Source organism: Pseudomonas sp. 25 R 14, from assembly GCF_900004755.1.
Lineage (GTDB): Bacteria > Pseudomonadota > Gammaproteobacteria > Pseudomonadales > Pseudomonadaceae > Aquipseudomonas > Aquipseudomonas brenneri.
In genome coordinates, this window is the sequence record NZ_CVTS01000005.1 from 1 (window position 1) to 13,666 (window position 13,666).

A 13,666-nucleotide genomic window follows, 5' to 3' on the forward strand; every position below is an offset into this window, starting at 1 on the left:
CAGGCTCAGGCCGGCAAACCAGAAGCCCAGTGCGGCGCCGGGCAGGATGCCGTGGGCCACCGCATCGCCGATCAGGCTCATGCGCCGCAGGATCAGGAACACCCCCAGCGGCGCGGTGCTACAGGCCAGCAGCAGGCCGCCGAGCAGGGCGCGGCGCATGAACACGAAGTCGCTGAAGGGCATCCACAGTTGGGCGGTGAGGTGCATCAGGCGACCTGCATCTGCGGTTGTTGCAGGATCAGTGCGGTGCTCGGCGCGAGCACGCAACCGCTGCTTTTGATCTGCAACGCCTGTGGCAGATGTTGGCGGACAGCGGCCAGGTCATGGCAGACCACCAGCAAGGTGCGTCCTTCGGCATGCCAGGCGTGGATATGTTTCCACAGCAGCGCCTGGCCTTGTTCATCCAGTGCGGCATGGGGCTCATCCAGCAACAACACCGGCGCTTCGGCCAGGCTGAGGCGGGCGAGTAGGGCGCGTTGCAGTTCACCTCCGGACAGGGCCATCAAGGGGCGCTGTTCCAGGCCGTTGAGGCACCAGTCCTCCAGCACGGCTTGCAGACGTTGGCTGCGTTGTTGCGGGGAGTGTTTTGTCGCCCAGAAACCGGCAATCACCAGTTCTTGAAGGCTGATAGGAAACTGCCGGTCCAGATATTGTTGCTGTGGCAGGAAAGACAGCCCGCCGCGCCGTGGAACGTCCAACGTGACCTTGCCCGCCAGGGGCTTCTGCAGGCCGGCGATGACTTTCAACAAACTGCTTTTACCCGACCCGTTTGCGCCGATCACCCCGGTCAGGCTGCCTTTGTCCAGTTCGATATCAATGGCCGGTGTCAGCGGTTGGCCCGGAGCGCCCCAGCGCAAGGCATTGCAACGGATCACGCGCGAGCCCTCGTCCAACGGCTTTCGGCCACGGCGTCGTGGGCGTGCAAGCTTTCGGCGTGGATGACTTTGAGGTGAAAGGCTTGCACGGCGTCCGAGCGTTGCAGCGCCAGGTTCAGGCGGCGGGCGGCGTCTTCACAGAACATCAGGTTCTGCCCGTTGGCCAAGGCGAAGGCTTGTTCATCGGCCCGTTTGACCGCGGTTTGTACGGCTGTGCCAAGGGCGGCTTCGGCCTGGTCGATCAACTCAGTCAGTGGCAGCGAGGGTTGCCCAGGTTGCAGATCAACCCGCAAGTGCGCAGTGCTGCGCTGGCTGTGCGGTGTGGCGATGATCCCTTTGGCGCTGCCAAGCCAGGCCAACACGTCTTCGTGTTGCAACGACGTGTTAGCGAAGTCATCGATAAATTGCTGCTGAATCAACTGCCTGGCGAGGGCAGCCGAGCACGGGCAGGTTGAGGAATAACTAACGTCAATTTTTAGTTCCACGTGGAACATCTGCTTTTCCAGGCGTGCTTCGATGCTCACCGGATAGCTCTTCCAACCGGCTAATGGGCTGACCAGCGCAGGACGTTTAAGCAACAAGTCGGTATGAATCCGCAGGTACGCACTGTTCGACAAGCCTTCATGGCTATCGAGAAAACGCTGTAGCACCTGGCGCAGCAGCGCCGGTTGCAGGTCTTGTGACTCAAGCATTTCCAGCGCCAGGTATAAGCGCGACATATGAATGCCGCGCGCCTCGCCATCGTCCAGGCTTACTCCTGCATCGGCCTTGGCGCTCAAACGTTGGCCGTCGATCAGGATGGGCAGGGCAATGCCACACATGCCCACCCAGTCGAGTGGCAAGGCTTGGCGAGAAGCCTGCGCGGCGATATCCGGCAGAGTCAGCGCATTCATAAGCAGGTCCATCGTTGGATATAAACTGACATGTTATAGTATAACAATTCAGTCGACGATTATTTTTCTGCGGTGAATGTCATGCACAGACGTCAACTCCTTAGCCTGCTGCTGGCCAGCTCCGTGTTTACTTTGCCTTTTGCGCTGCATGCGACGCAGATCCGCAATGCGCGCCTGTGGCGTTCCAATGACAAGCTGCGGTTGGTGTTCGATCTCAGCGGCCCGGTGAGCTACAAGACCTTTTCCCTGAGCGCGCCCGAGCGGCTGATCATCGACTTGAGCGGCGCGGGCCTGAGCGGTGATTTCAGCCAATTGGCACTGGCCAACAGTGGCATTACCGCGATTCGCTCCGGGCGCCAGGGTACGGGCGACACCCGAATCGTCCTCGACCTGGCCCAACCGATGCAGCTCAACAGCTTTGTCCTGCCGCCGCAGGATGGGCAGGGGCATCGCCTGGTGCTGGACCTGAGCAGCAGCGCCCGCCAAGCGTCGGTGGAGAAAGCGCATCCGAAGCGCGACATTATCGTTGTGGTCGACCCTGGCCACGGTGGCAAGGACCCCGGTGCTGTTGGCGCCAAAGGTGAGCGGGAAAAGGATGTGGTCCTGGCCATCTCCCAGTTGCTGGCCAAGCGGCTCAAGCGCGAGAAGGGCTTTACCGTAAAGCTGGTACGCAACGATGATTTCTTCGTACCGCTGCGCAAACGGGTGGAGATCGCCCGGCGCTACAAGGCCGATATGTTTATCTCGGTTCACGCAGATGCGGCGCCACGGCTGACGGCGTCGGGGGCTTCGGTGTATGCCTTGTCCGAAGGCGGTGCCACGTCGGCAACGGCGCGCTTCATGGCGCAGCGGGAAAACGGCGCCGACCTGTTGGGCGCCACCAGCCTGCTCAACCTCAAGGACAAGGACCCGATGCTCGCCGGGGTCATCCTCGATATGTCGATGAGTGCCACCCTGGCCGCCAGCCTGCAACTGGGCAATACCGTACTGGGCAGCCTGGCGGGCATCACCACGTTGCATCAAAAGCGTGTGGAGCAGGCGGGGTTCGCGGTTCTCAAGTCGCCGGACGTGCCGTCGATCCTGGTGGAAACCGGCTTTATCTCCAATGTCCGTGACAGCCAGCGGCTGGTCACTGCGCGTCATCAACAGGCAATCGCGGATGGCCTGTTTGAAGGGTTGCAGCGCTACTTCCAGAAAAACCCACCGATCAACAGTTACATGGCCTGGGCCCAGCAGCAGAAGAACGGCCAGGCCTAGCAGCCGGTGATGCGGCTACACGTGAACTTGGCGCTGGCGCCGCCGGAGCTGGAAAACCGGTTGATCGTGGTCCAGCCCACGCGCTGCGTGTAGCCAACCCATGCCTCACCATCGGAGGCCAGCCCGGTAAAAAACGTCAACTGGCCATAACGGCTGTTGGTCTGGGCCCAGTAGCGCTTGCCGATCACCTCGAACCCGCGCAAATAGGTGGTGCTGCCCACGGTGGCGACGCTGTACGCGTTGCCCTGGGCATCGACGCAGGCCAACAGGGTGGCGCTGCGGGTGCAGGTGGCCAATTGGCTCGGCACTTGCGCGCTGACCTGGTTCGCGACCAGCAGCAACATGCCGCACAACAGGTATTTCATAAGGCTTCTCGGGGCATGGACGGGCTCAAGGATTGCGCCCTTCGTCGCGTCAGGCAAGCGGGGATTAGCTTATTTGCATTGTTATACTATAACATTAAAGCGAAGCCTGACCCGTGAACCGACCTGATGACTGAACAAGACCTGCTTGCCCAATCGCCCGCCGATTACATGAGCGAGCCCCAGCAAACCTTTTTCCGCCAGTTACTGCTGGCCCAGCGCGCTGACTTGCAAGCGCGCATCGACGCCGAGTTCATGGTGCTGCGCGAGCAGGAACCCAACAGCGACCCCGCCGATGTCGGCAGCGCCGAAGAACAGCGCCAATGGCAACTGCGCCTGCTGGAGCGAGAAAAGAAGCTGTTGGACAAGATCGACGAAGCCCTGGAGCTCCTGGCCCGCGGTGAATACGGCTGGTGCCGCGAAACGGGCGAGCCGATTGGCCTCAAGCGCCTGTTGCTGCGGCCTACAGCGACCCTGTGTATCGAAGCCAAAGAACGTGAAGAGCTGCGCGAACGCCATCAACGGGCGATTTGACCGGCCACCCTGATGAGGAACACCTGATGACCGACCGTCTACCCGTTACCGTGCTGTCCGGATTTCTCGGCGCCGGCAAAAGCACCCTGCTCAATTACGTCCTGCGCAACCGCGAGAACCTGCGGGTGGCGGTGATCGTCAACGACATGAGCGAGATCAACATTGATGGTGGCGAGGTCCAGCGCGACGTCAGCCTCAACCGCTCGGAAGAAAAACTGGTCGAGATGAGCAACGGCTGCATCTGCTGCACCTTGCGTGAAGACTTACTGATTGAGGTCACAAAGCTCGCCAGGGATGGCCGGTTCGATTACTTGTTGATTGAGTCCACCGGCATTTCCGAGCCGCTGCCAGTGGCCGAAACCTTCACCTTTCGCGATGAAAACGGTCAGAGCCTGGCGGATATTGCGCGCCTGGACACCATGGTTACGGTGGTCGACGGCATGAACTTCCTGCTCGATTACCAGGCGGCCGAAAGCCTGGCGTCCCGTGGCGAAACCCTGGGTGAGGAGGACGAGCGTTCTATCACTGACTTGCTGATCGAACAGATCGAGTTTGCCGACGTCATCCTGATCAGCAAGATCGACCTGATCAGCAGCCACGAACGTGAAGAACTGGTGGCCATCCTTGAGCGCCTGAATGCCCAGGCGCGCATCATTCCCATGGTCATGGGCGAAGTGCCGTTGGCCGAGATCCTCAACACCGGGCGTTTCGACTTCGAGCGCGCGGCCCAGGCGCCGGGCTGGTTGCAAGAGTTGCGCGGTGAACATGTGCCGGAGACCGAGGAATATGGCATTGCCTCCACGGCCTATCGGGCGCGTCGGCCATTCCACCCGCAACGGTTTTTCGACTTTATCGACCGCCCGTGGACCAACGGCAAACTGCTGCGCTCCAAGGGGTTTTTCTGGCTGGCCAGCAAGCACCGCGACGCCGGCAGTTGGTCCCAGGCCGGCGGCTTGATGCGCCATGGTTTTGCCGGTCGCTGGTGGCGCTTCGTGCCCAAGAGCCAATGGCCTGAGGACCAGGAAAGCGTTGCGGCGATCATGGGCAACTGGCAGTTGAGTACTGGCGATTGCCGCCAGGAACTGGTGTTTATCGGGCAGAACATCGATTTTGCGCAACTGCGTGTTGAGCTGGACGCGTGCCTGCTGACCGATGAAGAAATGGCCCTGGGCGTCGAAGGTTGGCGCCATATGGTCGACCCTTTTGGCCCTTGGTACGAGGAGGCAGCCGCCTGATGCTGGCACCTGTGATTCAACTGCGCCCGGTGATTCGCCAGACCCGTGGGGAAACCCCGCTGGCCCTCGCCGACATCCTGGACAACGGTGTGAACCTGGCGCTGTGGCAGCGCCAGTTGCCGCTGCATATTGCCGAGTTTGGCGCCTTGCTGGTCTCGCTGAACGAGCCGCTTGCCGAGTCGCTGGTGGTGGAGTTGGACAGCGAAGAGGCTGAGCCCAACTTGCTGGGCCTGGCCGCAGGCTGTCGTGATCTGGAAGGCTACGACGGGTTTATCGCCGATGTGGCGTGGCTGGTCAGCGCCTTTGCCTGCCTGTTGGGGGCCAAGCGCATCGGCGTGCGGCTGAGGCTGCTGGATAAGGCCATGTGCCCGCGTTTTCATGTCGATCATGTGCCGGTGCGCTTGATCACCACCTACGCCGGCATCGGCAGTCAGTGGCTGCGCGAAGGGGTGATGGACCGCCGCCAGTTGAGCCAGGCAGACGCGGAACCCAGCGAGCGCATCGAGCAGATCCACTGTGGTGAGGTTGCCCTGCTCAAAGGCGAAAAGTGGCGCGGTAATGAAGGCTACGGCTTGATTCATCGCTCGCCGGCGCTGGCCGCCAACGAGCGACGGCTGATTCTGACGCTGGATTGGTTGGCATAACCGGGTAGGATCAAGCCTCTCTACACGGTCAGAATAATGTCCAGCATGCTGCAAAATATTCCCACTCATGTGATTGCCGGGCCTTTGGGCGCCGGCAAGACCAGCCTGATCAAGCACCTGCTCGCCCAGCGCCCGCCCCACGAACGCTGGGCAGTGTTGATCAATGAGTTCGGGCAGATTGGCCTGGATGCCGCGCTGCTGACCCTGGATGACGATGGTATTGCCTTGGGCGAAGTGGCTGGTGGCTGCTTGTGTTGTGTGAATGGCGCACCGTTCCAGGTAGGCCTGGGTCGTTTGTTGCGTAAGGCCAAGCCCGACCGGTTGTTTATCGAGCCCTCGGGGCTTGGCCATCCGGCGCAATTGCTCCAGCAGTTGCGCCAGGCGCCCTGGCACACCGTGCTGGCCGTCCAGCCTTGTGTGCTGGTACTCGACGCCCAGGCGCTGGCGGCGGGCAGGTCATTGCCCGAGGCCCAGCGTGAGGCGCTGGTCAGTGCCGGGTTGCTGGTGCTGAACAAGGATGAAGGGCTGGACGCCGTACAGCGCGGCGAGATTGAAAGGGCGCTGCCGGCTTGCGAGATTTTCTGGACCCGACAGGCGCAACTGCCATTGGCCCGGCTGCCGGGGCTCGATGCTCAGGCTGGGGCGGTTGTGGATAACTTCGAAACACCCAAGGGGCTGGGGCAGATCCCGGCTGTCTGGAGCGATCCGTGCGTGCCGATTTGCCTGCATCAGGCCCAGGCAGGTGCGTGGAGCATCGGTTGGCGCTGGCATCAGAGCCAGCAGTTCGACACCAGCAAGGTCCGGCAATGGCTGGAAAGTTTGGACTGGCAGCGCGCCAAACTGGTTATCCACAGTGTCGGTGGCTGGGTCTCGGCCAACGCTGTGGATAACACCACGCTCACCTGGCAGCCCAGCGAATGGCGGCGGGACTCACGTATCGAGCTGATTTTCAGCGAGGAACAGGACGTGGCTATGCTGCAAGCAGCCTTGGCCAATTGCCGTCAGTGACGGGTCTTGCTGTGCTCCTGGCGCCACTGGCTCAGTTCAATCACTTCGGCAGTGGGCGGCGGCGTCTTTATTTCAAACGGATAGGGCGCCAGTTCGATCTGCGCACTGTGGGCACCAAACTGGGTGATGGTACCGGGATGGCGTGCTTCGCCGGTCACGGTGAACTCAAAGTTGTAGACCCGCGCCAAACGCCGACGGCCGTTGGCGTCCTTGACGAAACCGATGCGTTTCAAGGCCACGGCGCCGTCGAGCAGCTCGATGTCGAGCTTGGCGCAATGCTGCTTGACCCTCTCCAGCGCGCGCTCGCGCAGGCCGTGGTTGTGCCACACCCAAGCGGCAGCCGCCGCCAGCAGCATCAGCACAAAGATATTTCCCAGGGTCAGCATGCGATTTGCTCCAACAAAGTAAGGCCAGCTTAACTGTGTCTCCGGTCTGTCGTACAGGCTGCTTTTAGTCGCATACTGCGCGGCCAGAATTTAACGGTTTTACGGAAATCCCCTGCATGAAACGTACGCCTCATCTGCTTGCGATCCAGTCCCATGTGGTCTTCGGCCATGCCGGCAACAGCGCCGCCGTGTTTCCCATGCAGCGGGTGGGGGTGAATGTCTGGCCGCTCAACACCGTGCAGTTCTCCAACCATACCCAGTATGGCCAGTGGGCGGGAGAAGTGTTGGCGCCGCAGCAAATTCCTGCGTTGGTAGAAGGGATCGCGGCGATTGGCGAGCTGGGTAACTGCGACGCGGTGCTGTCTGGCTACCTGGGCAGCGCCGCCCAGGGCCGGGCGATCCTGACCGGTGTGGCGCGGATCAAGGCGATCAACCCCAAGGCGCTGTACCTGTGCGACCCGGTGATGGGCCACCCGGAAAAAGGCTGCATCGTGCCGCAGGAAGTCAGTGATTTTTTGCTGGACGAAGCCGTCGCCATGGCCGACTTCCTGTGCCCCAACCAACTGGAACTGGACAGCTTCTCGGGGCGCAAGCCGCAGTCGCTGTTCGATTGCCTGGGCATGGCGCGAGCGCTGCTGGCGCGCGGCCCCAAAGCGGTGCTGGTCAAGCACCTGGACTATCCGGGCAAGCTGGCGGACGGTTTCGAGATGTTGTTGGTGACTGCCGAAGGCAGCTGGCACCTGCGCCGGCCGCTGTTGGCATTCCCGCGCCAGCCGGTGGGCGTGGGCGACTTGACCTCAGGTTTGTTCCTGGCGCGGGTGCTGCTGGGCGACAGCCTGCTGGCGGCCTTCGAGTTCACTGCGGCGGCTGTGCATGAAGTGCTGCTGGAAACCCAGGCGTGCGCCAGTTACGAGTTGGAGTTGGTACGAGCCCAGGACCGCATCGCCCACCCGCGCGTGCGCTTCGAAGCCACGCCGATCAGCCTGTAACACCACCAACCCTAATGTGGGAGCGGGCAAGCCCGCTCCCACATTAGGGTTGGGTTTACAGTTTGGGATCAGAGGGCGTCGGCCTTGATTTCCTGGTAGCGCTTCTCCAGCTCCTGGCGAACCTGGCGACGCTGCTTGCCCTGGATAAACCGGCGCTTGTCTTCACTGTTCTGTGGCTGCAACGCGGGCACGGCGGCCGGTTTGCGGTCGTCGTCGACAGCGACCATGGTAAAAAAGCAGCTGTTGGTATGGCGTACCGAGCGCTCGCGGATGTTCTCGGTGACGACCTTGATCCCCACTTCCATCGACGTGTTGCCGGTGTAGTTGACCGACGCCAGGAACGTCACCAACTCGCCGACATGGATCGGCTCGCGAAAAATCACCTGGTCCACCGACAGTGTGACTACGTAGCGGCCGGCATAACGGCTGGCGCAGGCGTAGGCCACTTCGTCGAGGTACTTGAGCAGGGTGCCGCCGTGGACATTGCCTGAGAAGTTGGCCATGTCAGGGGTCATCAATACCGTCATCGACAGCTGGGCGTTTCCGGGTTCCATAGCACACTCACGGTTGTAGGCATTGGTTGGGGGGCACCTCTGCGGATGCTGGAATCATTACAGCGCCATCCCTTACGGGACGCCGGGACGGGGCTTGCCGTCACGCCGGGAGCGATCTGTTTCCATATATTGCACCGGCTTTCTGCCGGAAGTCGCGGTGTTACCCTTCAAAAGCCTAGTTCAAGGGCATTTCTTACGATTAAGGCAGACTTTTCCTTCCGCACATTACGAGCCGTTGTGGTGGCTGCGTGGAACTTGGGAAAGTGCCAGTACCCTCAAGGAGCCCCTCGCCATGCACGCCATCAGCTTTATCCAGGACTTGGCCGTGATCATGCTCGTGGCAGGGGTGGTGACCATCCTGTTCCATCGCCTCAAGCAGCCAGTGGTCCTGGGGTACATCGTCGCTGGCTTCATCATCGGCCCGCACACTCCGCCATTCGGGCTGATCCACGACGAAGACACGATCAAGACCCTGGCCGAGCTGGGGGTGATCTTCCTGATGTTCTGCCTGGGCCTGGAGTTCAGCCTGCGCAAGCTGTTCAAGGTGGGCGCCACGGCGTTTATCGCAGCCTTCCTCGAAATCATCCTGATGATCTGGATTGGCTACGAAATTGGCCAATGGTTCGATTGGAACACCATGGACTCGCTGTTCCTCGGCGCGATCCTGGCGATTTCCTCGACCACCATCATCGTCAAGGCGCTCAACGACCTGAAGATGAAAAACCAGCGCTTTGCCCAACTGATCTTTGGCGTGCTGATCGTCGAAGACATCCTGGGTATCGGCATCATTGCCTTGCTGTCGAGCATCGCCGTCAGCGGTACAGTCAGCTCCGGCGAAGTGTTTTCCACCGTCGGCAAGCTCTCGCTGTTCATGATTGTGGCGCTGGTGATCGGCATTTTGCTGGTGCCGCGGCTGCTGGCCTACGTGGCCAAATTCGAAAGCAACGAGATGCTGCTGATTACCGTCCTGGGCCTGTGTTTCGGGTTTTGCCTGTTGGTGGTCAAGCTCGAATACAGCATGGTGCTGGGGGCCTTCCTGATCGGCGCGATCATGGCCGAATCCCGGCAGTTGCTGAAAATCGAGCGTCTGATCGAGCCGGTTCGCGACATGTTCAGTGCGATTTTCTTTGTCGCCATCGGCTTGATGATCGACCCGCAGATCCTGCTGCAATACGCCTGGCCGATCGCGGTGATTACCGTGGCGGTGGTGCTGGGCAAGATGTTGTCCTGTGGCCTTGGCGCGTTTATCGCTGGTAACGACGGCCGCACCTCGTTGCGGGTAGGGATGGGGCTGTCACAGATTGGCGAGTTTTCTTTCATCATTGCGGCGCTGGGGATGACGTTGCAGGTCACCAGCGACTTTCTCTACCCGGTGGCGGTGGCGGTTTCTGCGATTACTACGCTGCTGACGCCGTACCTGATTCGTGGTGCCGATCCTCTGTCGTTGAAGATTGCAGCGGTGATGCCGCAGCGCCTGAGCCGGGTGTTTGGCCTGTATGGCGAATGGCTGCGCAGCATTCAACCCCAGGGCGAAGGCGCAATGCTGGCGTCGATGATCCGCAAGATCATCCTGCAGGTGGGGGTGAACCTGGCGCTGGTGGTCGCAATTTTCTTTACCGGCAGTTTCTTCGCGGCGCGTATAGGCGGGTATCTGCAAGGCTGGATCAGTGATCCGAGCTGGCAAAAGGCATTGATCTGGGGCGGCGCATTGTTGTTGTCGCTGCCATTCTTGATTGCCGCGTATCGCAAGCTCAAGGCGCTGTCGATGCTGCTGGCGGAGATGAGCGTGAAGCCGGAAATGGCCGGGCGCCATACCCAGCGTGTGCGACGGGTGATTGCCGAGTTGATCCCGATCCTTTCGCTGCTGGTGATTTTCCTGCTATTGGCAGCCTTGTCGGCCAGTATTTTGCCGACCAACAAGTTGCTGGTGTTGATTGCGGTGGTGACCGCCGCAGTCGCAGCGGTGCTCTGGCGCTGGTTTATCCGCATACATACGCGCATGCAGGTGGCCTTGCTGGAAACCCTGGATAACCACAAGGACACCCACGAACACTGATCAGCTTTCCAGCCAGACGTCCCGCGCCCAGTGCCACACCGATTCCCAGGACTCTTCGGTGACCAGCTCTTCTTCGCCGGACCACAGCACGACCGTGCCGTCTTCCTCGACGCAGTAGTAATCGTCACCGTCCTGGCAGATCGGGATCAGCTCGCGAGGCACGCCGATATCCCAGGCATTGGCTGCGACTTCCGGCAGATAGGTGTGGGACTGTGGGTCGGTGATGGTCACCGGCTCCAGGCTGCCATACACCACATCGCTGACGGTCAGCAGGAATTCCTTGAACACAAACGGGATGTTGATAAACAGCTGTTCTTCGACTTCCACCAACTGGTCTTCGTCGGGCAGTTCCAGAGGAACCGGTACCGGTTCGTTGGCTTCACGCAATTGTTCGATAACTTCTTCCACGGCCGGGATCCTCATGCTAGATGGCGCGGTTTATAGGGGCGTTTTATACAGTAGCTCGCTATAAGTGCAACCGCGAAATAGAAAACCCGGTGAAGACGGTTAAAACTGCTTTTCCAGCTTTAGGCTGATGCTGTTTTTGTCGTAGGAATAAAGCCAGTCGACATTGCTTACGACCTTGTTGTACTTGACTGTCAGACTGGGCACCACATCCATCACCGCCAGGCGTGGGGCGCGCAGGATAAACGTGTAGCCTTGTTCATCGTCGCTGCGACGGTCATCAACAATCGCGCTGTAGGCATCGTATTGGCGCTTGCGGTATGACGCGAACAGCACGGCGCTGACACCCACCTCGAAATCCTTGGCGACGCCCAGCCGCACACCTTTTTGCAGGTAAGCCTGGGTACGGTCCTGGGCGTTGCGCTGGCTCAGGTCCACGCCGCCGAACAGCGTCCAGCGCTGGGGCAGTGCCTGCCATAGGGTGGCGTAGACCGAACTGATGCCGCCGTCGAGGTTGGTATTGAGGTCGTGCTTGTAGGCCATGTCCTTGTATTCGCCTTCGAGCTTGAACATGCGCGTGGCCGATAACGTGTGGATCCATTCGCCCCGCAGCCCCCAGGCGCTGTACATGGCGTTGTCGGCAATGGTGTTGAACTCATACGACGGCCCGAAGGAGTACTGGTTCTTGGCATCGTGGTAGCTGTAGCCGGCATTGTTGATCACTGTGCCTTCGTTGTACTTGCTCTCTTTTTCATACGCCTGGCCGTACAACAGCGAGCGCATGAATACCCCGTGATGGCCGCTGAGGGCGATGCGTTTGTTGAGCGTGGCCTCGTAATCCGCGCCGTGGGCAGACACGGCCTTGGGCAGCGAGCGTTGGACCAGAATGGTTTCTTCGGCAGTGACGTAGCGATACGTCACCGTGCTTTCGGGTGACTGATTGAGGTTTTTGCCCCAGGTCGGGCCGATGGCGAAGGAGCCTTGCCAGTCTTCACGGTGATCCAGGGCCTGCTTGAAACTGTCGACGGTCTTGCCCAGGCCCATGGCCTGCGCGTCGGCGGGGCTGAGGCCGCTGCTGATCTGCTGGAATACGGCGTTGGACTCGCCATCCTTGCGGTTCTCGAACAGCACCCGCGCCAGCTCCAGGCGGCCCGGCAGGAAGTCGGACTGTATCGCCAGCAACTGCCGGTAATAATCTTCGGCCTGTTCCAGATCGCCATCGGCGCGGGCCAGGCCGCCCTTGGCATAGGCGGTGAGCATCGGGTCGTGGCCGGGCAGGGCGGTGTAGCGTTTGAGATAGTCCCTGGCCTGTGGCCAGTTCTGGCGCGAGAGGGACACGTACACCGCACGGCCCAACTCATCCAGGTTGTTGCCGACGGTGTAGTCCTGGCCATCGATGTTCAACAGTGGCGCGGCGCCGTCGCTGGGCAGTTCATCCTTGAGCAACTCGCGCTCTTGCTGGTTGGCGCGGTACTCGATGGTCTGGTTCAGGCGCAGGCTGGTGTCCTGGTCGGCAGCAAATACCGCAGGGGCCATTAACAGCAGCAGGGAAAAGGGTAAAGCGTGGAGCGCAGGGGATCGTTTGCAGTAGGGCTGGGGCATTACTGGGCTCTCGGGATCGCTTCAAAACGCCAAAAACAAGTGCCTGGGGGCAGGCACTTGCTTGGGTGGTGCTACAACAGGTTCAACCGGCGATTACTTGGCGACGCCACCGAAGGCGGTGTCGTAGTTGCGATCGGAGAACTTGGCGATACCGGCCAGCGACGCGGTAGAGCCTGCGCCGAAGAAGCTGCCTTGCGAGGTGCCCGACGAAAGCAGTGCGTTGGTTGCGGTATTACGCGCTTGGGCAGTACCGGCGAAGCCTGCGGTGGCGGTGTCGATGGCGGCGGTGACTTGAACTTTCAGCGCGCTGTTGCTCAGCGAGCCGGTCAAGGTGGGTGCAGCGTTGCCGAACGAGGCGGTCAGGTCGCCGGACAGCACGTTAGCCCCGGAGTAGTTGTTGATGCCCTGTACGGCATAGGTCACGTTGGCTGTTGGCAGTACGCGGCCGGCGGTGTCGCCGGAGTAGTACACGACGCGAGTCGGGTCGTTGTTGGTGCCGTTTTGCGACCATTCGCCGTAGTACACCTGCTGGTTGGCGACTTGTTTGAAGTCGAAGTTGCCCAGGGCGGCGTGGGAGGCTGGCATCATGGCGGGGGTAATAGTGGTGACCCCATTGCCATCGGTGGCAACCATGCCTTTCAAGCCACTGAACGGTACTTTTGCACCGCCGTAGAAGGCCACGACGCCAACAGCTGGCACCCCTGGGGAGCTAGGGTGGTTAGGCGACGAAGCGCCAGTACCGCCAACGACAATGGCACCGGTGTAACTTTGACCGGAAGCAGAATCTGCCTGGGCAACCCCAGTCAGACCAAGAAGAGCGATTGCCAGTACTGTGTAGTTTAAAGTTTTCATTTCATGATCCATTG

The 13,666-nt window shown here is 60.7% G+C and carries 16 protein-coding genes; 7 read left to right on the forward strand and 9 right to left on the reverse strand.

The window, feature by feature from the left end; all coding sequences use genetic code 11:
* From BFQ03_RS00370 to folE2, 3 genes are all read right to left on the reverse strand, one after another.
* Positions 1-207, reverse strand: a 207-nt coding sequence (locus BFQ03_RS00370) for a metal ABC transporter permease (protein WP_175403867.1), incomplete at its 3' end; no start/stop codon positions are given.
* A complete protein-coding gene (locus tag BFQ03_RS00375; RefSeq protein ID WP_032856981.1) occupies positions 207-875 on the reverse strand; it encodes a metal ABC transporter ATP-binding protein in 669 nt (222 codons plus the stop codon). The genes BFQ03_RS00375 and BFQ03_RS00370, both read right to left, overlap by 1 nt.
* Positions 872-1,768, reverse strand: a complete 897-nt coding sequence (folE2, locus tag BFQ03_RS00380) for a GTP cyclohydrolase FolE2 (RefSeq protein WP_032856663.1) — start codon at positions 1,766-1,768, stop codon at positions 872-874. The genes BFQ03_RS00375 and folE2 overlap by 4 nt, the downstream gene beginning before the upstream one ends.
* Positions 1,769-1,849: 81 nt before the next feature.
* On the opposite strand from folE2, the gene BFQ03_RS00385 reads away from it, so the two are divergent.
* Positions 1,850-3,025: an N-acetylmuramoyl-L-alanine amidase gene (locus BFQ03_RS00385; RefSeq protein ID WP_032856664.1), complete on the forward strand. Its 1,176-nt coding sequence runs from the start codon at positions 1,850-1,852 to the stop codon at positions 3,023-3,025.
* On the opposite strand, the gene BFQ03_RS00390 is transcribed toward BFQ03_RS00385, so the two are convergent.
* Positions 3,022-3,390 (reverse strand): hypothetical protein, encoded by a 369-nt coding sequence (locus tag BFQ03_RS00390; protein ID WP_032856666.1) that lies wholly within the window; start codon positions 3,388-3,390, stop codon positions 3,022-3,024. The two genes, BFQ03_RS00385 and BFQ03_RS00390, sit on opposite strands and share 4 nt — an antisense overlap.
* A gap of 126 nt (positions 3,391-3,516) precedes the next feature.
* Between BFQ03_RS00390 and dksA the strand changes: the two genes are divergently transcribed.
* Genes dksA through BFQ03_RS00410 form a run of 4 tightly spaced genes read left to right on the forward strand, consistent with a single transcriptional unit; the run spans position 3,517 to position 6,808 of the window.
* Positions 3,517-3,921: an RNA polymerase-binding protein DksA gene (gene dksA / locus BFQ03_RS00395; protein ID WP_032856668.1), complete on the forward strand. Its 405-nt coding sequence runs from the start codon at positions 3,517-3,519 to the stop codon at positions 3,919-3,921.
* A gap of 26 nt (positions 3,922-3,947) precedes the next feature.
* A complete protein-coding gene (gene zigA, locus BFQ03_RS00400; RefSeq protein ID WP_032856669.1) occupies positions 3,948-5,156 on the forward strand; it encodes a zinc metallochaperone GTPase ZigA in 1,209 nt (402 codons plus the stop codon).
* The gene (locus tag BFQ03_RS00405; RefSeq protein ID WP_029290068.1) at positions 5,156-5,800 is read left to right on the forward strand and encodes a DUF1826 domain-containing protein; all 645 of its coding nucleotides are present in this window, start codon (positions 5,156-5,158) and stop codon (positions 5,798-5,800) included. The genes zigA and BFQ03_RS00405 overlap by 1 nt, the downstream gene beginning before the upstream one ends.
* A gap of 45 nt (positions 5,801-5,845) precedes the next feature.
* Positions 5,846-6,808: a CobW family GTP-binding protein gene (locus tag BFQ03_RS00410; RefSeq protein WP_065942320.1), complete on the forward strand. Its 963-nt coding sequence runs from the start codon at positions 5,846-5,848 to the stop codon at positions 6,806-6,808.
* Here the strand turns inward: BFQ03_RS00410 and BFQ03_RS00415 are convergent.
* Positions 6,802-7,194 (reverse strand): DUF3301 domain-containing protein, encoded by a 393-nt coding sequence (locus tag BFQ03_RS00415; RefSeq protein WP_032856673.1) that lies wholly within the window; start codon positions 7,192-7,194, stop codon positions 6,802-6,804. The two genes, BFQ03_RS00410 and BFQ03_RS00415, sit on opposite strands and share 7 nt — an antisense overlap.
* 116 nt (positions 7,195-7,310) lie before the next feature.
* On the opposite strand from BFQ03_RS00415, the gene pdxY reads away from it, so the two are divergent.
* Positions 7,311-8,183 carry a pyridoxal kinase PdxY gene (gene pdxY, locus BFQ03_RS00420; protein WP_032856675.1) on the forward strand — a complete coding sequence of 291 codons (873 nt, stop codon included), beginning with the start codon at positions 7,311-7,313 and terminating at the stop codon, positions 8,181-8,183.
* A 68-nt stretch (positions 8,184-8,251) separates the two neighbouring features.
* On the opposite strand, the gene BFQ03_RS00425 is transcribed toward pdxY, so the two are convergent.
* Positions 8,252-8,737 (reverse strand): acyl-CoA thioesterase, encoded by a 486-nt coding sequence (locus BFQ03_RS00425; RefSeq protein WP_032856676.1) that lies wholly within the window; start codon positions 8,735-8,737, stop codon positions 8,252-8,254.
* A 292-nt stretch (positions 8,738-9,029) separates the two neighbouring features.
* On the opposite strand from BFQ03_RS00425, the gene BFQ03_RS00430 reads away from it, so the two are divergent.
* Complete coding sequence (locus tag BFQ03_RS00430) at positions 9,030-10,793, forward strand: cation:proton antiporter (protein WP_032856677.1); 1,764 nt, start codon at positions 9,030-9,032, stop codon at positions 10,791-10,793.
* Here BFQ03_RS00430 and BFQ03_RS00435 read toward each other — a convergent pair whose 3' ends face one another.
* From BFQ03_RS00435 to BFQ03_RS00445, 3 genes are all read right to left on the reverse strand, one after another.
* Complete coding sequence (locus tag BFQ03_RS00435; protein WP_029290059.1) at positions 10,794-11,201, reverse strand: SMI1/KNR4 family protein; 408 nt, start codon at positions 11,199-11,201, stop codon at positions 10,794-10,796.
* A gap of 99 nt (positions 11,202-11,300) precedes the next feature.
* Positions 11,301-12,734: a surface lipoprotein assembly modifier gene (locus BFQ03_RS00440; protein WP_032856679.1), complete on the reverse strand. Its 1,434-nt coding sequence runs from the start codon at positions 12,732-12,734 to the stop codon at positions 11,301-11,303.
* A 159-nt stretch (positions 12,735-12,893) separates the two neighbouring features.
* Positions 12,894-13,652, reverse strand: a complete 759-nt coding sequence (locus BFQ03_RS00445; RefSeq protein WP_032856681.1) for a Slam-dependent surface lipoprotein — start codon at positions 13,650-13,652, stop codon at positions 12,894-12,896.
* Between the last annotated feature and the right edge of the window lie 14 nt (positions 13,653-13,666).